General features: G+C 70.6%; 18 protein-coding genes. 9 read left to right on the top strand and 9 right to left on the bottom strand.

Annotated features, from left to right (window positions below):
• Nucleotides 1-239 precede the first annotated feature (239 nt).
• A complete protein-coding gene (locus IE275_RS35540; protein WP_189716773.1) occupies nucleotides 240-725 on the top strand; it encodes a pyridoxamine 5'-phosphate oxidase family protein in 486 nt (161 codons plus the stop codon).
• Nucleotides 726-989: 264 nt separating this feature from the next.
• On the opposite strand, the gene IE275_RS35535 is transcribed toward IE275_RS35540, so the two are convergent.
• The gene (locus IE275_RS35535; protein WP_189716772.1) at nucleotides 990-1694 is read right to left on the bottom strand and encodes a GntR family transcriptional regulator; all 705 of its coding nucleotides are present in this window, start codon (nucleotides 1692-1694) and stop codon (nucleotides 990-992) included.
• A gap of 156 nt (nucleotides 1695-1850) precedes the next feature.
• Here IE275_RS35535 and IE275_RS35530 point away from each other — a divergent pair, with 156 nt between their 5' ends.
• Both IE275_RS35530 and IE275_RS35525 read left to right on the top strand, forming a co-directional pair.
• On the top strand, nucleotides 1851-2390 hold the full coding sequence (locus IE275_RS35530; RefSeq protein ID WP_189716771.1) for a YbhB/YbcL family Raf kinase inhibitor-like protein: 540 nt from the start codon (nucleotides 1851-1853) through the stop codon (nucleotides 2388-2390).
• Between the two features lie 8 nt (nucleotides 2391-2398).
• The gene (locus IE275_RS35525) at nucleotides 2399-3091 is read left to right on the top strand and encodes an iron-dependent transcriptional repressor DtxR (protein WP_189716770.1); all 693 of its coding nucleotides are present in this window, start codon (nucleotides 2399-2401) and stop codon (nucleotides 3089-3091) included.
• A 119-nt stretch (nucleotides 3092-3210) separates the two neighbouring features.
• On the opposite strand, the gene IE275_RS35520 is transcribed toward IE275_RS35525, so the two are convergent.
• Together IE275_RS35520 and IE275_RS35515 are read right to left on the bottom strand one after the other, a co-directional pair.
• Nucleotides 3211-3693, bottom strand: a complete 483-nt coding sequence (locus tag IE275_RS35520) for a hypothetical protein (protein WP_373299353.1) — start codon at nucleotides 3691-3693, stop codon at nucleotides 3211-3213.
• A gap of 358 nt (nucleotides 3694-4051) precedes the next feature.
• Nucleotides 4052-4876, bottom strand: coding sequence for a dienelactone hydrolase family protein (locus tag IE275_RS35515; protein WP_229870926.1), 825 nt, complete (start codon nucleotides 4874-4876; stop codon nucleotides 4052-4054).
• 99 nt (nucleotides 4877-4975) lie between these two features.
• Between IE275_RS35515 and IE275_RS35510 the strand changes: the two genes are divergently transcribed.
• A complete protein-coding gene (locus tag IE275_RS35510) occupies nucleotides 4976-6028 on the top strand; it encodes a GlxA family transcriptional regulator (protein ID WP_229870921.1) in 1053 nt (350 codons plus the stop codon).
• Nucleotides 6029-6065: 37 nt separating this feature from the next.
• On the opposite strand, the gene IE275_RS35505 is transcribed toward IE275_RS35510, so the two are convergent.
• Both IE275_RS35505 and IE275_RS35500 read right to left on the bottom strand, forming a co-directional pair.
• A complete protein-coding gene (locus IE275_RS35505) occupies nucleotides 6066-6917 on the bottom strand; it encodes a maleylpyruvate isomerase family mycothiol-dependent enzyme (RefSeq protein WP_189716768.1) in 852 nt (283 codons plus the stop codon).
• Nucleotides 6918-7046: 129 nt separating this feature from the next.
• On the bottom strand, nucleotides 7047-8204 hold the full coding sequence (locus tag IE275_RS35500; RefSeq protein ID WP_189716767.1) for a nuclear transport factor 2 family protein: 1158 nt from the start codon (nucleotides 8202-8204) through the stop codon (nucleotides 7047-7049).
• Between the two features lie 94 nt (nucleotides 8205-8298).
• Between IE275_RS35500 and IE275_RS35495 the strand changes: the two genes are divergently transcribed.
• Nucleotides 8299-9234 (top strand): LysR family transcriptional regulator, encoded by a 936-nt coding sequence (locus IE275_RS35495; protein ID WP_189716870.1) that lies wholly within the window; start codon nucleotides 8299-8301, stop codon nucleotides 9232-9234.
• Nucleotides 9235-9303: 69 nt separating this feature from the next.
• On the opposite strand, the gene IE275_RS35490 is transcribed toward IE275_RS35495, so the two are convergent.
• The 3 genes from IE275_RS35490 to IE275_RS35480 all read right to left on the bottom strand — a co-directional run bounded on the left by IE275_RS35490 (nucleotide 9304) and on the right by IE275_RS35480 (nucleotide 12031).
• Nucleotides 9304-10284, bottom strand: coding sequence for a hypothetical protein (locus tag IE275_RS35490; protein ID WP_189716766.1), 981 nt, complete (start codon nucleotides 10282-10284; stop codon nucleotides 9304-9306).
• A 116-nt stretch (nucleotides 10285-10400) separates the two neighbouring features.
• Complete coding sequence (locus tag IE275_RS35485) at nucleotides 10401-11672, bottom strand: RNA polymerase sigma factor (RefSeq protein WP_189716765.1); 1272 nt, start codon at nucleotides 11670-11672, stop codon at nucleotides 10401-10403.
• The gene (locus tag IE275_RS35480) at nucleotides 11669-12031 is read right to left on the bottom strand and encodes a YciI family protein (RefSeq protein WP_189716764.1); all 363 of its coding nucleotides are present in this window, start codon (nucleotides 12029-12031) and stop codon (nucleotides 11669-11671) included. Before IE275_RS35480 ends, IE275_RS35485 begins: the two co-directional genes overlap by 4 nt.
• A 185-nt stretch (nucleotides 12032-12216) precedes the next feature.
• Between IE275_RS35480 and IE275_RS35475 the strand changes: the two genes are divergently transcribed.
• The 4 genes from IE275_RS35475 to IE275_RS35460 all read left to right on the top strand — a co-directional run bounded on the left by IE275_RS35475 (nucleotide 12217) and on the right by IE275_RS35460 (nucleotide 15694).
• Nucleotides 12217-13359, top strand: coding sequence for a hypothetical protein (locus tag IE275_RS35475; RefSeq protein ID WP_189716763.1), 1143 nt, complete (start codon nucleotides 12217-12219; stop codon nucleotides 13357-13359).
• Between the two features lie 128 nt (nucleotides 13360-13487).
• Nucleotides 13488-13724, top strand: a complete 237-nt coding sequence (locus IE275_RS35470) for a DUF8825 domain-containing protein (RefSeq protein WP_189716762.1) — start codon at nucleotides 13488-13490, stop codon at nucleotides 13722-13724.
• Between the two features lie 211 nt (nucleotides 13725-13935).
• Complete coding sequence (locus IE275_RS35465) at nucleotides 13936-14934, top strand: RNA polymerase subunit sigma-70 (protein ID WP_189716761.1); 999 nt, start codon at nucleotides 13936-13938, stop codon at nucleotides 14932-14934.
• A gap of 304 nt (nucleotides 14935-15238) precedes the next feature.
• Nucleotides 15239-15694: a DUF6069 family protein gene (locus IE275_RS35460; protein WP_189716760.1), complete on the top strand. Its 456-nt coding sequence runs from the start codon at nucleotides 15239-15241 to the stop codon at nucleotides 15692-15694.
• 150 nt (nucleotides 15695-15844) lie between these two features.
• Here IE275_RS35460 and IE275_RS35455 read toward each other — a convergent pair whose 3' ends face one another.
• Nucleotides 15845-16576: a phosphotransferase gene (locus IE275_RS35455; RefSeq protein WP_189716759.1), complete on the bottom strand. Its 732-nt coding sequence runs from the start codon at nucleotides 16574-16576 to the stop codon at nucleotides 15845-15847.
• Between the last annotated feature and the right edge of the window lie 121 nt (nucleotides 16577-16697).

Below are 16697 nucleotides of genomic sequence, written 5' to 3'. Positions count from 1 at the left end.
CTCCTCCAGGCGGTCGGCCGTCTGCCTCATACCGCGTCCGGGCCGCGCGTGAGCGGGGTCTCAGTGTCCGGTGCTTGCCGGCCACGGGACCGAGGAGGTGTACAAGCCGGCGAGCGCGGCACGGTTACCGTGGGCGAGTGGACGGTGATTCGGCCGCGAATGTCGAGAACGTGGCGGCGTCTCCGTCCCAGGGACACAGCGGCCACGGGCGGCCGCGCGACAGCGGAGGACGACGAGTCATGGACGCCAAGCAGATCGCACAGGAGCTGGCCGACGCCCACGAGCTGTTGAGCCAGGCGTCGATGGCGCGGCTGGCCTACAACGGGCTCGACGGGCGGCCGCGTGTCATCCCGATCGGGATCTTCTGGACCGGCGACGAGATCGTCATGTCCACCGCGGCCACGGCGCCCAAGGTACGAGCGCTGTCCGTCCGCCCCGAGGTCGCCCTGACCATCGACGCCGGCGACAGCCCCGGCTCGGCCAAGACACTGTCGGTGCGCGGCGTCGTGCACCTGACCATCGTCGACGGGGTGGTTCCGGAGTACCTCGCGGCCGCGCGGAAGAACTTCGACGCCGAGTACGCGGCCGAGTTCGAGCGGAACTGCCGGGCCATGTACGACCAGATGGCGCGTATCGCGGTCGAGCCGCAGTGGGCACGGTTCTACGACTTCGGTGCCGGCCGAGTGCCGCAGTTCCTCGCCGAACTCGCCAAGAAGTCCAGCTGACCGCGTTGATGAACGCCTCCGGGCCGGCCGGCTGGAAGTCGCACCGACGACCGTGAGCCCCATGGTCGGCGAGCTGAGCCGCAAGCGCACCTTGGAGAGACACGAGGACGAAGCGGACGGACATCGGCGCATCGTCAGCATCAGTGGCAGCGAACAGTCTCGACGACCTGGGCTGGGCCATGGCACTCTCGACGAACTCCTGCCCTACGCCTGTGTCGTCGCGTGCGCGGCATGCGGCGTTCACCGGGATGCCGCGCACGCGCATCAGGATTCTCTCGTCGCTTCGTGGTGGGTGCAGTCGGTCAGTCCGGCCGCGGTCATGGTGAGGTGCCGGGTCAGTACCTCGGCCGCGGTGTCGGCGTCGCGGGCCAGCGCCGCTTCCTCCAGCTGACGGTGCTCGCCGACGTGGTCCCGGTCGGGGACGCGTTGCGCCGACCAGCGGCGGGCCAGCTCGCTCGCGGTCCACATCCGGTCGAACGTCGCCAGCAGGACGGGGTTGCCGCATCCCTCCAACAGGGTGCGGTGGAACACCCGGTGCGCTTCGGACCAAGTGCCGCTGTAGTGCTCGCCCTCCTCCGGCACGTACGCCGGGGTGCGGGCCAGACGGTGGTGGGCGGCTCGTACGCGGGCCTCCCATTCGACGTCGCCGCGCTCGACGGACATGCGCAGCACGACCGGTTCGATCGTCCGGCGGGCCTCCGCGATCTCCTGCCAGCGGCGGTCGGAGAAGGCCGGGACGGCGAAGCCGCGGTTGGGCAGCCGGTCGGCGAGGCCCTCGCCGACCACCCGCACGAGCGCCTCGCGCACGACGGCCAGGCTCACGCCCTGTTCCCTGGCGAGGTCCTGCGGTTTGAGGGCGTCACCGGGGGCGTAAGTGCCGCGCATGATCGCGTCCCGCAGGTGCGCGTAGATCTGCTCGGAAAGCATCTGCTTCCCCGGCGAGGCCGAGGTGGGAGCCGTCTGGGTCATGTCGCCAGCATAGACGATCCAGCGAATAATCGATTATCTCTGTTATCGTCGATGTATCGCGGTGGAAGGGCGCTCGCGGCGCCTGTCCGCGACCGTGCGGTCCTTCGCCGGCCGCATCGCCACCACCCCGCAGCCATGCCTGAAAGGAACGACGCAGTGAGCGCCAACGACCCCTTCGCCCGCCTCCCCGAGGCGGCCGTCTTCACCGTCACCAGCACCACCGTCACCGACGGCGCCGCCTTCTCGCCCGAGCAGTTCTCCGGCATCTTCGGCGTCCCCGGTGGGAAGGACGTCTCCCCGCAGCTGTCATGGAGCGGCGCCCCGAAAGGCACCAGGAGCTACGCCGTCACCGTCTACGACCCCGACGCCCCCACCGGGTCCGGGTTCTGGCACTGGGCGGTCGCCGACATCCCCGCCGCCGTCACCGAACTACCGGCGGGGGCCGGCGACGACACCGGCTCGGGCCTGCCCGAAGGCGCCTTCCAGCTGCCCAACGACGCCCGCGCAGCCCGCTTCGTCGGCGCCACCCCGCCGGCCGGACACGGCCCGCACCGCTACTTCGTCGTGGTGCACGCCCTCGGCGTCGAGTCCATGGGCGTCGCGGCCGACGCCACCCCTGCCGTCCTCGGCTTCACCATGGCCGGCCACATCCTCGGCCGCGCGGTCCTGACCGCCACCGCCGAGACCCCCGCCTGACGAACACCATGTCCCGACTCATCGACACCACCGAGGTGTATCTCCGCACCATCCTGGAACTCGAGGAGGAAGGAGTGATCCCCCTGCGCGCCCGCATCGCCGAGCGCCTGAACCAGAGCGGCCCCACCGTCAGCCAGACCACCGCCCGCATCGAGCGCGACGGCCTGCTGCACATCGCCGACGACCGGCACCTGGAGCTGACCGAGGCAGGCCTGCGGATCGCCACGCGCGTGATGCGCAGGCATCGGCTCGCGGAATGCCTGCTCGTCGACGTGATCGGGCTGGAATGGGAGCAGGCCCACGCCGAAGCGTGCCGCTGGGAACACGTGATGAGCGAGGCCGTCGAACGGCGCCTCCTCAAGCTGCTGCGCCACCCGACCATGTCGCCCTACGGCAACCCGATCCCGGGCCTGGAGGAACTCGGGGAGAGGAGCACCATGGATCCGTTCCCCGCCGAGAACACGGTCAGTCTCAACGACCTGAAGCCCGGACCGTACGGCGCGAGCGTGGTCGTACGGCGCATCGGAGAGCCCCTCCAGAACGACCCCCACCTGATGCTCACCCTGCGGCACGCCGGGGTACGTCCCGGCGCGGTCGTGCGCGTGACGTCGGTCCCCGGAGGCGTGACGGTCGGCAGCAGAGGGGAGGCCGCAGAACTCCCGACGCAGACCGCCGCGCACTTCTTCGTGGCCGAGCGCTGACAGGCGCCGACCCGTTGCCGTGGACTGTGCGGGCACGCGGTTGGCTCACGGCAGGATCGTCGTCGTGAGCCAACGGGCGTTCATGGGCGCGGGATTCCGCTCACCAACCGAGTGACGGCTTACAGCTGGTCCCCTACGGCGGCTGGTTCCGGAGGATGCGGCCCGCCACCGTCCTTGACGTCCTGCTCGCACGTTCGTCCGTCGTAGGACTGGTCATTGGGGATCAACAGCACTCCGGCAACCTGCTCAGGGTGCTCGACGGCGAGCCAGTCGTCGCCCGTCAGGTCACCGTCCGGCCCGAACGCCTGCGACGAATAGACCGTCTGACACCCCAACGCCACGCGCTCCTTGTCGACCGCACAGGCGTCCACTGCGGGGCCGGACACCTCGTCGGTGCCGTCGAAGCGGTAGTGGAAGTGGATCCGGTCGCCTTCGGCGGGCACCTGCGGGTGGGGCTCGAGACGCCAGTCGACGACCTCGGCGGTGACGCCCTGAGGCCGCCCGGACGTGTCGACGACCTGGACCCTGACAGCAGCCTCACCGCGCTCCGCAGTCGTGTCGGTGCAGGACCAGAGGGAAGAGCAGCCCGACAGCGCGAGCATCACCAGAGCCAACGGGACACCGGCAAGTACCCGTGCGGGGAACACTTAGGTGACCTCCAGTCAGGGGGGAGCGGAGCAGTGTATCCCGGCCCCCATAGCCTTGCGCTGATCTTGGAGTGATCGCAGGCCGTGTGAAATCCCGGGCGAATCAGCCCAGTTGTACTGAGGTGAACAACCCGGTTCGAGAAGCAATTCGACTCATCGATAGCCTGCGTCACCATGATGCGCGCATGGATCCTGCCGATGCTGCTGGTGCTCAGCGGCTCAGCCGTCGCGACCGGGCTGATCTTCAAGAGGAGCCCCGGCGCAGCCGCAGCGGTGAGAGCAGCCAACGACGGCAACGAGACCGTGCCGACCGTCATTCGGCCCACGTCCCGAGCCGCTCGGCCAGGAAGGCGATGATCTCGTCCCGGGCCTGCATGGTGGGGTGGCCGTCCTGGTCGACGAGGTGTGCCGTGACGACGCTGTGGGCGCAACCGACGACGTCACGGAAGAAGGGCGGGGGGTTGGGGTTCGCCGTCTCGGCTTTGAGTACACGGCCGTCGAATGCGTCCCCGAGCAGCGCTCGGTAAGCCGCGAACCGCTGACCGGTGCACCACCTGTCGTTGTCGAAGCGGTACGCGAGAACCTTCAATCCCTCTCGCGCTACGCGTTCAGCCACGGCAGCAGCGTCTTCGTCGCTGATCTCCAGACCGCCGGGATCGTCGAGCGGAAGCGACGGATGGTTGACCACTGGTGCGATGACAGCCGGTTCGAGCGCCATGGTCAAGGCGAAGTTGCCGGTAAAGCACAGACCGACGGCGCCGACGCCGGGCCCGCCACGTTCGGCGTGCGCCAGGCGGGCGAGGCCGCGCAGCCATGCGACGACGGGGCTGGTGCCGCCACCGGCGAAGGCTCGGAACTCGGCGCTGACGCAGGCGCGTCGAACGACAGTCTCGCGTGCCTCTGCGAGCGGATGGGCACCGTCGACGCCGAAAAGAGAGGGCAGGTACACGGAGAAGCCGGCATCGCGCACCCACCGCGCGAACCGCGCGACGTCGGGGCTGATACCCGGCATCTCGGGCATGAGGACGACTGCCGGTCCCGACCCGGCGACGTACACGGTCTTGACGACGTCATCGACGCCGACGGCTCTCCGTGAGAAGTCGTCCAAGGGGTCGCTCTGTCCTCGCATGATGGTCATGACCGAGATGATGACGAGCGGCCGCCCTTCTGAGAAGCGGCGGCATCGCCACGTATCACGGTAATATCGCCACCCGTTCGAGGGTGCCGGAGGGGCCGTATGAGTCCGCTGCGCGTCGGTGTGCTGGCCTACCCCGGCTGCTTCGCGTCGGAGGTGTTCGGCGTCCCCGACCTCCTGGCGATGGCAACTCACGTCGCCGCGGCGCAAGGGTCGGTTCAGCCGGCCTACGAGGCGTCGGTCATCTCGCCCCGGCGCCGTGTGATCGCGGCCGGCGGCTCGGTCCTCGATGTCTCGGCGGTTCGCCCGGTGGACGTCCTGATCGTGCCGGGATTCGAGCTTTCGCCCACGCTCGATCTCGACGCGACACTCGCAGACCTGGGACAGGAAACAGCGTCGATTCGATCGCAGGCGGCCTCGGGGACCGCCGTCGTATCGATCTGCGTGGGCGCCTTCCTGGTCGCTGAAGCCGGGCTGCTCGACAGGCGCCGAGCGACCACGTCCTGGTTGTTCGCGGATCGCTTCGCCCGCCGGTACCCCGACGTGCGCCTCCGCCCGGAGAGCCTGGTCGTGACCGACCGGGGGGTGACGACCACAGCCGCCTTCAGTGCCATGTACGACTTCGCCCTGCAGTTCATCCGCGAGCACGACGGCCCCCGCGTGGCCCGTAGCACCGCGCGTATCGCGCTTGTCGACGATGCGCGTTCCACGCAGGCTCCCTATGTCGACCCGGGGCTCATACCCACTGTGGGCAGGGAGTTCTCGCTCAGCGTCAAGCGGTGGCTCGACCAGAACCTCGGTGCTCGCTATCACCTGCCCACTCTCGCCCAGGAGTTCCACGTCAGCACGAGAACCTTGCTCCGCCGCTTCGGCGACGAAGCCGGCCAGACGCCACTCGCGTACCTGCAGACGGCCCGGGTGCGTCGAGCCAGACACCTGCTGGAGACGACCGACAGGACCGTCGCGAGCATCGCCGCCGACGTCGGGTACGGCGACCCTGGGGCGTTCAGCGGCATCTTCGCCAGACATACGGGCCAGCGGCCGAGGGAGTACCGCGCGATATTCCGTCGTCGCTCTGACCACCACATCACGGCTGGTCGAACTTCGGGCACGAACCACGGGCCGTCACTCTTCGGTGACAACGCTCCAGCTTGAGGTTGAAAGACAAGCTCAGGCAGGCAACTCGGCATCCTCAGTGGACGATGGACACGATCTGGCAGACGGCTTCGGCGAGCCGACGTTCTCCAAGGACGCGGGCGTGTGCGAGGGCCGTGCTGGGCTCGATGCCACGTGTGCACAAGCGCCAAGCGGTCTCCGAGTCCAGTGTCACCGATGCCCTGGGCTGTCCGCCGGGCGCTGCGGCCAGTGACCATCGGCCTTCGACCGCTGTCACGGTCCAGGTGCCGCCGGCCGGACCGGTGATGACCATCCGGACCTGCGTCCCGATGGCCGCGGACGTGCCGCGCAGCGTGTGAGGCAGGGCCCGCATGAAGGCGTCCAGGACGGTCGCCAGGGCCCGTTGCCCCGGATCCGTGGCGCGGCCGGTGGCGTGGCGGATCTGCTGGCGGTGCGTCCAGTACTCGGTGAACTCCCGTGCGATGTCCAGCCATGCGGGTGCCGGGTCCGCTCCAGCCCAGGACACTCCCAGTCCCGCCGTACCCAGGTCGGTGACCGCGAACTGTCGGCCGACCTGGGCGCCCGCCGTCTCGATGGCGTCGATGAGCATGGCCGGGCTGTGGCCGGTGTGGAGGTCGATCCACTCCTGGTTGACGCGGTGGATGAACGACTCCAGGGTCTCGCCAGGTGCGAAGGCGGGCCGGAATCCGTCGGTGCTCCAGCCGAGGCGGCCATGGAAGTCGCCGAGGATGTGGGTGGCGAGGTCCTGCACGCTCCAGCCCGGGACCGCGGTCGCCTGCCAGTCAGCGGGCCGCAGCGCACGCAACAGGTCCAGGAGCGAGGCCAGTTCGGGCCCGAACAGGGGGCGGGCATCGATCGGGGCGCCGAGCCAGGAGGTGCTGGACACGCCATCGGTCTGGGGACTCATGGGCAGAGCCTGGCACGCTGCGGCCTCGGCGTGCCGGCACATACCCGTCCTCGCGCGAAGACCACCGTTCTGCCAGCCACCCAAGACGCGTGACCACGAAAGGGATCACAAGGATGGGCTCCCACGGTCTCAGGAGTGTCGGTGATAGGCCTTGTTGGCGATGCGCCAGCTGTCGCCGACCCGGACCAGGAGGAACGTGTCGGTGAAATGGTCCGCGCCGTGCGCGAGCGTCATGGTGGCGGTCGCGACGGTGCCGTGGACGTCGACGGTGTCGATACGGCGGGAGCGGATCGGTTCATCCGGGGCCGGCCTGCCGGAGAAGAGGGCACAGTACTCGTCCAGGGGCCACGAGACGAACGCGCCGTCCCGGATCCCTTCGACGTGGGCGGTGGGCAGGAACGCGTCGCGGAAGTGACCGGGGTCGCCGGTGGCGTGTCCGCGGATGTAGGCGCGGAGCGGTTCGAGTACGGCGTCCTCCACCGCGGGGACCGTGGCGGCAAGGGCGATGTCGGCCTCGGGGCCGGCAGGCGTGTCGGCCAGCCTGGCCGCGCTGCCCAGGGGAGTGTCGGATGCGGCGGCCAGCAGAGCCATGTCCTTGGCCAGCGCACCGATCGTGAATTCGGCCGTGGCCGCGACCGGTCGGCCGGTGAGGAAGGTTCGCTTGTGGGCCACGAGCCCGCCGAGCCGGCCGAGTTCGAGGACGTCCAGCACCTGGGCACGCGGCAGGCCGAGGGCGTCGGCCTGCCGCAGCGAGTCGCGCAGGCTGAGGACGGCGCCGGCGAGGCTGCTGTTGGCGACCAGCTTGAGCGCAGCGGCGGTGGAGGCGTCGTCGACGGGTCGCACGGTGCCGAGGGTTTCCAGCACCGGCCGGACTCGGTCGAGTGCGTCCTGGCGGGCGGCGGCGAGAATCTGCAGGGCGCCGGTGGCGGCAGCCGGGACAGAGCCGAGCAGGGGCGCGTGGACGTAGGACGGGCCGAGTCGCCGGGCCAGCGCCGACGCTTCAGCGGGGGAGACGGTGCTGGTGTTCACCACGATCGCGTCCGCTCGCAGCGCGCCGCGGATGTCGTCGAGGACCTGCCGGCAGGCCGGGCCGTCGAACAACGCCAGGAGTACGAGGTCGGCCTTCGCGACGGCCTCGCCGGGATCGCTGGTCGTCCTGACGGCGCCTGATGCGCGCCCGGAGCGTGTCCAGCCGACGACGTCCCGGTTCTGGGCGGCGAGGCGCGTCGCGAGCGCGCGGCCCATGCGCCCCAGGCCGAGGACGGCGATCGTGTGCGGTGTGGTCATGTCCGCCAGCGTGATGCACCGTGAAGTCTGCGACAAGCGCAGATATCGCAGAGCATCTCTGCGTGACGCGCATATCTGCCGCCATACTGGCGCCATGGAACTGACGGTGTGGCGGACCTTCGTGACGGTGTGCCGACTCGGATCACTGTCGGCGGCGGCCGCCGAACTGAACCACACGCAGTCAGCCGTCTCCCGGCAGATCGCCGGCCTGGAGCGGCAGCTCGGCGTGCCTCTGATGGAGCGCCATGCGCGCGGTGTGCGTCCCACGCCCGCCGGCGAGGTGTTCCGGCGCCACGCCCTGGCCACGCTCAACGAGGCCGACCGCGCCGTTCGCGCCGTACGAGACGCTCATGACGGGGCGTTCGACCGGCCGTTGGCCGTCGGAGCCACGCCCTCTCTTGCCGCAGGGATCGTCCCCGAGGCGATCCGGGGCCTGCTGGAGCGAACCGGATCCATCCGGTGGAGCCTGCTGCCGGGCCTGAGCGCGCAACTCCACCACCGCGTGGTCGCCGGCGATCTCGACATCGCGGTCGTCACCGACGCACCGCCAGGGCTGCCCCATGACCCCCGGGTCGAACGGCGGTTCCTCGGGGTGGACGACATGGTCGTCCTCCTGCCCGTCGGCCATCCGCAGGCGGGGCGCGGCCCGGTGCACATCCGGACGCTGGCCGACGAGACCTGGGCCGAGGACAACGACGGCTCGGCGGCACTCCTGCGCCAACACGCCGCCCGCGCCGGGGTGCACGCCCGTATCGACCTCGACGCGGCCGATCTGCCCGGCAAGCTGGCCCTGGTCGCGACCGGTCATGCCATCGCGCTGATACCCGGCGTGCTGTCGCACGCGCTGCGGACCGACGTCACCACCGTGACTCTCGTCGATCCCCCGACCCGTGACATCTACACGATCACACCACGTCACCACCCCCACCCCTGCGCGGCAGCCCTCCTCGACCAACTCGCCACAGCCTTCGCCTCGGTCCGTCCAGATCGCTCGGACATCGGCTCGGCCGAACCCGAAACCGGAGAATGACCGGGCGGATCACCGAACCCGCCGAACTCGCGAGGGCCACCCATCCCCATCCAGGCCGATGACCGCCCGTCAACTCTCCGGCTGGGGGCCTGAGGACGGCAGAGGAGCGCGCGACCAGCGGACGGGTCCGCCGTCGGGGCCGTCGGTGAGCCAGGAGCCGTCGCCCAGGGGATCCAGTTCGTACGGGTGGGTCACCTCGACGGCGAACTCGCCGCTGGGCGTGCCCGTGCGCAGGTCGATCAGGTGGTGACGGAACCACTCCTCCTCCCCTTCCTCGCCCTCACCGCCCAGAGTGACAACGGCCAGGTCCGAGGTCAGATAGCCGCCGTTCCATTCCATGAACGTCTCCTCCGGGTCGTACCCGAAGGCCTCGACGGGGAGCGTGAAGAGCACCTCCCCGCCGGGGTGGCGGTGGAAGGAGACATCCGCCGTCCCGTGGTCGACGGTCATGAACTGCTGCCCGTCCGGCGCCAGGTCGATCAGGCAGCGGTCCGACCACGGGTACGTCATGAACTCCACCTCGCCGTCGGCTCCGGCCGTTCCCCTGAGAATGACGGAGCCGTCCTGGCCCTCACCGATGTCGAGGTAGATGCTGCCGTCCACGGGGTGCGTGTGGTGGCCGGCACCGTGCCCGACCGTCTCCAGCTTCCGGCGGGCGAGGACAGCCCCGCTGTCGGCGTCGTGCACGACCCACTGGTCCGCGCCCCCGCGTCCCGCCATCGCGTCCGGCCGGTAGACCCATACGGTCCGGCCGTCCGCGGACAACGCACAGCCGGGCCGGTGGCCGTGAGGCCGGTCGGAGTGCGGCTCGAAGTCCGATGTCCACACCAGGTCACCGGCGCGCGTGAGGCAGACGACGCTGTTCAACGTCGTGTACACGACTCGCTCCAGATCGGGCCGGACCACCGAGTCCACGACCTCGTCCCCGGGCCGCGGCCGGAACACCGCGGCCGGCTCCAGCACCCCGAAAACACCGGAGTCCACCACGTAGGCACGGATCCGTCCGTCGCGGTGGCGTGTGATCACCTTCGTATGCCGCACAGAAACCATCCGCCGAGGATAGGTGCCGGCCGTTCGCTCGCCCCCGGAGTCCTGGTCGCCGCGGCCGCCACCTCCGCCCTGGCCTCGGCCGAGGACCACTTCGAGGCCGCCGAAGTCCCTGGCGCTCACGCCCGATGCCGACCGGTGAGGCGTTCGGTGAGGAACTCGCGCTCGGCGTCGTTCCTGGTCAACTCCAGCGCCTGGCGGTAGGCGATCGAGGCCTCCTGCGAGCACCCCAGCCGCCGCAGCAGATCCGCCTTGACCGCCGGTAGGTACTGGTATCTCGCGAGGCGGCCGTCCTTCTCCAACTCCGCGACCTCCGCAAGCGCCCGCGCAGGACCGGAGACCATCGACACCGCCACCGTGCGGTTCAACGCCACCACCGGCGAGGGCCACACCGACAGCAACTCGTCGTACAGGGTCACGATCTGGGGCCAGTCCGTCCGGTCGTAGGACGGCGCCTCGGCGTAGAGCGAGGCGATCGCCGCCTGTAGGACATAGCGGCCGGGTCGCCCGCCGCGCAGCCCGTCCACGATCAGGTCGTGCGCCTCGGCCATGGCCGAGCGGTCCCAGAGCGACCGGTCCTGGTCCCGCAAGCGCAGCAGGCGTCCCTCGACGTCGACCCGACTCGCGCGCCGGGCGTCGGTGACGAGCAGCAAGGCGAGCAGCCCGCGCACCTCCGGCTCGTCCGGCATCAGTTCCCGCAGCATCCGGGCCAGCCGCAGAGACTGGTCCACCAGGTCCGTACGCACCAGCGAGGCGCCGGACGGCGCTGTGTGCCCGGTGGTGAACAGCAGATGGATCACGCCGAGCACCGCGCGCAGCCGGTCCGGCAGCTCAGCCGCTTCCGGCAGCCGGTAGGGGATCCGCGCGAGCGAGATCTTCTTCTTCGCCCGGGTCATCCGGGCGGCCATCGTCGTCTCCGACACCAGAAGCGTCCGGGCGATGTCGGCGGTCGTCACCCCGCACACCAGCCGTAGCGTGAGCGCCAACTGTGCCTCCTGCGCCAACGCCGGATGGCAGCAGATGAAGACGAGTCGCAACCGCTCGTCCGGCACCACCTCCTCCGGTTCGACGGCAGCCGGTTCGTCGATCGCCACCTCGTGCTCCGTCGTCCCCTCGGGTTCCACCAACAGCGGGAGTTTCGAGCGGAACGTCCGCTCGCGCCGCACCGCGTCCATCGCGCGGCGCTTGGCCGCGGTGGTGAGCCAGGCCGCCGGGTTGTCCGGGATCCCGTCGCGCGTCCAGCCGGTCAGGGCCGCGGCGTACGCCTCCTGCACACACTCCTCGGCCAGGTCCAGGTCGCGGGCGACGCGCGCGGTCGCGGCGAGCACCAAGGCCCAGCCGCGACGGTACGCACCCTCGACCGCCCTTTCGACCTCCGCCGATCGCGTCATGCCCCTGCGGGCCGATCCCTGAGGAAACCGCCCTCGACGGGCCGCACCTCGACACCACCGCCCTGCTGGACGGCGGGATTGTCCCGAGCGAGCTTCAAAGCGGCGTCCAGGTCGGGTGCTTCGACGATGGCGAAACCGGCGATGACCTCCTTGGCGTCGACGAACGGCCCGTCCGTGACCGCATCGCCTCGGATCGAGGTCGCGGTGTCGGCGGCGGGCCGCAGCGCGAACGCCGCGACCAGGGCGCCGGAGTTCACCATGTCCTCGAAGTGGCGGTCATGGGCCTCCCGGGCTCCGGGAACGACCTCGGTCTCGTCGACGTCGGACTTCGCGTAGATGAGAATCGCGTACTGGGCCATGATGGTTGTCCTCCCAAGTGGTCGTCGTTGCCTGACATCCTTCTGTCGAACGGCCGGCGCGGAATCGACAGCCCTCCTCAGGATTTCGTACGGCCAGTCTTGTCAAGCTACCGGCGGCCACTGACAACGGGCGGACTCCCCGGTCGCCGGCCGAGGCCGCCGTCTCCTCGTGTGAGGATGTGGCAATGGCGGCGTGGCTGAGGAGATGCAGGAGGCGGACCGTCGGGCTCGCGACCGCGGCGAGTGCGGCCGCGCTGGCGCTGACGGCCTGCGGCCCGGGCGGCTTCGACGACGGAGGCTCCGGTGACCGCGAGGCGACGTACAAGCGCGTCATCGAGGACCCTCACCCGCGTCCCGCGGACGTCATCGAGGCGGCCGGCGCGCCCTCCGGTGTGGCCCGCGCGGACGACGGCTCGCTGCTCCTGACGTACGACGCCGAGAACGTCGAGGACGACGAGGGGCCGGCCGCCACCGCCTGGCGCATCGTCGGCCCCGTCGGCCGTACGGTCGCCGAGCACGCGGAACACACGGACGCGGAGGCGACGCCGGCCGCGTTCAAGGGGGTGCCCGGTGGATTCGTGCGGGTGCCGCCGGGGGAGGGGGCCGAGGGAACGTACGCCCTCGACGTACGCGGCAAGCGCCACGAGGTCATCCTCGCGGAGACCCCGTTGCGCACCCGCCCCGGCGACGTCCTGCTCGCCGATCTGGAGCCGACCCTCATCTACCGCCCCGCCACGCATACCGCGGCGCCCCCGGCCGGAGCGCCGGACGACGCCGTCCGCCTCGCCGTCGACGAGCGGGGCACGGCCTGGAGCCTGGTCCAGCCCCTGACCGACGACTCCTACAGCGTCGTACGGCAGCGCGACGGTCGCACCCTTGGCTCCACGGCCGTCCCGAAGCCGTACACGGGCGGCATCCTCACCGCACGGGGCGGCGGCGCGGCGCTGTCCCTCACCCGGGGCGAAGGCGTGCGCGGACTGTTGGTGACGACGGACGACGGCGGGCACTGGCAGACGGTCCTCGACGGCGGCATCCCCTGGAAGGACCTCACGCGGGGCCCGGAGTCGCTGGTCCTGGAACTGCTCACGGACGGACGGCTCCTCGTCGGCGAGGAGGACGGCCACTACTGGCTCGCCGACGACCGCACCAACACCGCCTTCCACGAGCTGAACACGCCGGCGTCCTTCACGTCGTTCACCGTCGACGGCACGACGCTCTACGGCATCGCCGACGCGACGACGGCGACGTACGACCTGGTCAAGGGCGAAGGGCTGTGGATCTCCCGCGACGGCGGACGCGACTGGCGACGGTACGAGCAGCGCGGATAGCACGGCCTCCTCCTGTCCTCGGACCACGACCCCCGCACGCCCTCATGACGGAGGCCGGCTGTCGCTGAGCGGCGCGCCGGTGCGGGTACGGCATGACAAATAATTCGAACACGCGATCTAATATCGATATGGACCCCTCCGACTTCCCTGACGACCTGGTGCGGACACAGCAGGCATGGAACGCCACCTACCGGGCCCTCGCCGCGCCCGGCCCCCGGAACACCACGGCCCTGCGCCGCCGGCTGCTTCGCCTGTCGGTACGGCTGTGGTGGCACCCGTACTGGAGCACTGCCCACTCGGTGCCGGCCGCGCGTATGCGACTGCGCGAGCTGGCCCGGACCCGGAATGAGGCACAGGCCGCGTGAGCCGCAGCCGGACAGTCCTGACGGCACCCCCGGGCGGCCGCGACGACGACACGGACGGCGTCGAGGAGGACGACCGGGGCGAGCGGGGGCAGCAGGGCGTGCAGACCTGAGCGCGGCCACCGTCGGTGGAAGCACGCCTCATAGTGATGAGTTTTCGCGCACGCGCCCGTCACACCTACGACGGGACGCGACGAGGCGGAAGGATGACGTGATGAGTGCGGACACGCGGCTGGAGGAGCAGGGCGTGAGCGGTCTGGGCGAGGTCGACGAGTCGGCGTTCTCGGGGTTGGCGGAGCGGCACCGGCGGGAACTGCACGTGCACTGCTACCGGATGCTCGGATCGTTCGAGGACGCCGAGGACACCGTGCAGGAGACGTTCCTCCGTGCCTGGCGGCGACGGGAGACCTTCGAGGGGCGGTCGACGTTCCGGGCCTGGCTGTACCGGATCGCCACCAACGCCTGCCTGGACCTGCTCGCCAAGTGCCGCCCGGAGCCTGCGACCGGCGGCGAGGTGCTGTGGTTGCAGCCCTACCCTGACCGGCTGCTCGACGAGCTGCCCGCGGGCGACGCGGACGAGCCGGAGACCGTCGCCGTGGCGCGGGAGACGATCGAGCTGGCGTACCTGGTCGCGGTCCAGCACCTCGCGCCGCGCCCGCGGGCCGTGCTGATCCTGCGGGACGTGCTCGGCTGGCCGGCGAAGGACGTCGCGGAGCTCCTCGGGGACTCGGTCAATTCCGTGAACAGCGCGCTGCAACGGGCCCGCGCCGGCATGCGGGAGCACCTGCCCGCCGAGCGGCAGGACTGGACCGGCGGCGAACAGGACGCCGGGACGCGCGAGCTCGTGCGCCGCTACACCGAAGCCAGCGTGGCCACGGATGTCGGCACGCTCGCCGCACTGCTGCGCGACGACGTCCGCTGCTCGATGCCGCCCACCCCGGGTCTGTACGTGGGCCGCGACGCCGTGGTGAACGACTGGGTCGAGAGCGGCTTCGAGGGCATGAAGGGCTTGCGCGCCGTCCTCACCTCCGTGAACCGGCAGCCCGCCGTCGCCTTCTACCTCTGGCGGGAGCGGGACGGCGCGTACCTGCCCCTGACGGTCGACGTCCTGCGTGTCACCGGCGGGGCGATCGCCGAGATCGTCACGTTCCACGCCGACCGGTTCCCGCGGCTCGGGCTGCCGGAGCGCCTGCCGGCGGACGGCACGGCGTAGTCCCGGTGCGGACGCTCACGCTCACGCTGCGCGGTGGCGCGCGTGTCGCGGTGGTCGCGGCGGAGTGGTGCGACGCGTTCGGCGTCGTCACCCGCGGGCGGGTGCAGCTGGAGCTGCGCGACGGTGAGCCCGGGCCGGTCCTGGGACGTGACGCCGGGTTCTGGCTCCGCGGCACCGGCGTCCGCGCCCTGCGGAACCCCGGCCGTGGCACGGCGAGGGTGCGCATCGTCACTCCCAGGCCGAGGCCGCCGTCGCATGCCGGTCGACTCCCGGCACGCCAGCTACCGAATGACGGAGGTACGACATGGACGGCACGAATGACACAGGGGTCGCCGCAAGCCCGGCGTCGGGCCGGACCAGCCGCACCCACCGATATCGCGGGCTCGCCCGCACCGGCTCCATCGCCACGCTCGCGGCCATGGCGGCCACCACCCTCGCAGCGGCGCTCGCCCGGGCCGTTGGCGTCGACTTCGAGGTCCCCGATGGGGGCGAGTCGATCCCGTTGTCCGGGTTCGCCGTGGTGACCGGCTTCTTCTCGGCCGTGGGCACCGTCATCGCCGTCGCTCTGCTTCGTTGGAGCGCCCGCCCCGCCGAGCGGTTCGTGTGGACGGCGGTGTCGCTGACCGCGATCTCGCTGGTCCCGCCCCTCCTTTCCGGGGCAGATACCACTACCACCGCCGCTCTCCTCGGGCTGCACCTCGTCCCTGCGGCGGTGATGATCCCCACCCTGGCGTGGAGCCTCCGCACCCGGGCCGATTGACGACCCGCAACGGGACAACGCGCGGCGCATGGGGTGCGCGACCGCATGAGCCACGTCCGCTGCACGGTGCGGAATCAGCACCACTGCTCCGTCCGACGCCACGGGTGGGAACCGGAACCGGTGAACCGACTGCGGCTGTCGCCCACGCGCTTACCGCAGTGAGTCTTCCAATGCACCCTGGTGATCGGAAACCCACCGACAGGCCGACTGGACCTGCCTCACCGCCCCTGCGTCACGGAGCCGGGCCATGGCGACGTCACCCGCATCGGCCTGGGTCTCGATCCCCCGCCAGCACCGGTCCTGCCACCACAAGATCGTAGACACGAGACGTTCCCGGTCGGACAGCTCGTAGCTGTCGACGATCAGCCTCATGCGTCGGGCCACCTTCTCGACATCGGTGACCGAAGGGCCCAGGCCGAGGTACTGCCAGCAGACATGAGCGATGTCGTGGATGCGCGCGCCCGGTGCCGCGAGGTCCCAGTCGATGAATGCCACTGGCCGAAGCTCGCCACCGCACAGCTGATAGACGGTGTTCTTGGGCGACAGGTCGTTGTGACATACGACCTCCTGATCTCCGGCCAGCCGAGTGTCGGCCGTCAAGTCATGGAACTCACGCACGAGCCGGGCGACCGCCACCAAACTCTCGTCCGACGACACAGCAGCGGGTTGCCGCGGCTCCCATGCCACGTGGCCGTCGAGGTAGCCGAGGACATCACGGCCTTCGTCGTCCACGCCGAGATACCGCGGAGCACCACCCCAGCCACTGGCTTCGAACGACCTCAGTAGATCACCGACGAACTTCGCCGAGGCCGGACGGCGCACCGTGTCTCCGACACGAACGACCGCATTGACGAAACCTCCAGGCAAGGACGACTCAGGCATCCGTCCACCTTGCCTGATCGCTGCCTCTGTGGTCCGGAAACGCCGAAACGGCGGGCCCGGTGTGCGGGGCCGCCGTTGTCATGCGTGGTGCGGGGTGGGTGTGGTGGCTCAGTACCAGCCG

It is taken from the genome of Streptomyces phaeofaciens (assembly GCF_014648915.1).
GTDB classification, from domain to species: Bacteria; Actinomycetota; Actinomycetes; order Streptomycetales; family Streptomycetaceae; genus Streptomyces; species Streptomyces phaeofaciens.
The sequence above is the reverse complement of the archived record's forward strand: the minus strand, read 5'-3'. Positions and strand labels throughout refer to the sequence as shown.

Coding starts and splice junctions, on each gene's coding strand:
- IE275_RS35495 (WP_189716870.1), top strand. CDS start 8,299: ATGGAACTGACGGTGTGGCGGACCTTCGTGACGGTGTGCCGACTCGGA.
- IE275_RS35485 (WP_189716765.1), bottom strand. CDS start 11,672: ATGACGCGATCGGCGGAGGTCGAAAGGGCGGTCGAGGGTGCGTACCGT.
- IE275_RS35520 (WP_373299353.1), bottom strand. CDS start 3,693: ATGCTCGCGCTGTCGGGCTGCTCTTCCCTCTGGTCCTGCACCGACACG.
- IE275_RS35455 (WP_189716759.1), bottom strand. CDS start 16,576: ATGCCTGAGTCGTCCTTGCCTGGAGGTTTCGTCAATGCGGTCGTTCGT.
- IE275_RS35475 (WP_189716763.1), top strand. CDS start 12,217: ATGGCGGCGTGGCTGAGGAGATGCAGGAGGCGGACCGTCGGGCTCGCG.
- IE275_RS35490 (WP_189716766.1), bottom strand. CDS start 10,284: ATGGTTTCTGTGCGGCATACGAAGGTGATCACACGCCACCGCGACGGA.
- IE275_RS35510 (WP_229870921.1), top strand. CDS start 4,976: ATGAGTCCGCTGCGCGTCGGTGTGCTGGCCTACCCCGGCTGCTTCGCG.
- IE275_RS35515 (WP_229870926.1), bottom strand. CDS start 4,876: ATGACCATCATGCGAGGACAGAGCGACCCCTTGGACGACTTCTCACGG.
- IE275_RS35540 (WP_189716773.1), top strand. CDS start 240: ATGGACGCCAAGCAGATCGCACAGGAGCTGGCCGACGCCCACGAGCTG.
- IE275_RS35465 (WP_189716761.1), top strand. CDS start 13,936: ATGAGTGCGGACACGCGGCTGGAGGAGCAGGGCGTGAGCGGTCTGGGC.
- IE275_RS35525 (WP_189716770.1), top strand. CDS start 2,399: ATGTCCCGACTCATCGACACCACCGAGGTGTATCTCCGCACCATCCTG.
- IE275_RS35460 (WP_189716760.1), top strand. CDS start 15,239: ATGGACGGCACGAATGACACAGGGGTCGCCGCAAGCCCGGCGTCGGGC.
- IE275_RS35500 (WP_189716767.1), bottom strand. CDS start 8,204: ATGACCACACCGCACACGATCGCCGTCCTCGGCCTGGGGCGCATGGGC.
- IE275_RS35535 (WP_189716772.1), bottom strand. CDS start 1,694: ATGACCCAGACGGCTCCCACCTCGGCCTCGCCGGGGAAGCAGATGCTT.
- IE275_RS35470 (WP_189716762.1), top strand. CDS start 13,488: ATGGACCCCTCCGACTTCCCTGACGACCTGGTGCGGACACAGCAGGCA.
- IE275_RS35480 (WP_189716764.1), bottom strand. CDS start 12,031: ATGGCCCAGTACGCGATTCTCATCTACGCGAAGTCCGACGTCGACGAG.
- IE275_RS35505 (WP_189716768.1), bottom strand. CDS start 6,917: ATGAGTCCCCAGACCGATGGCGTGTCCAGCACCTCCTGGCTCGGCGCC.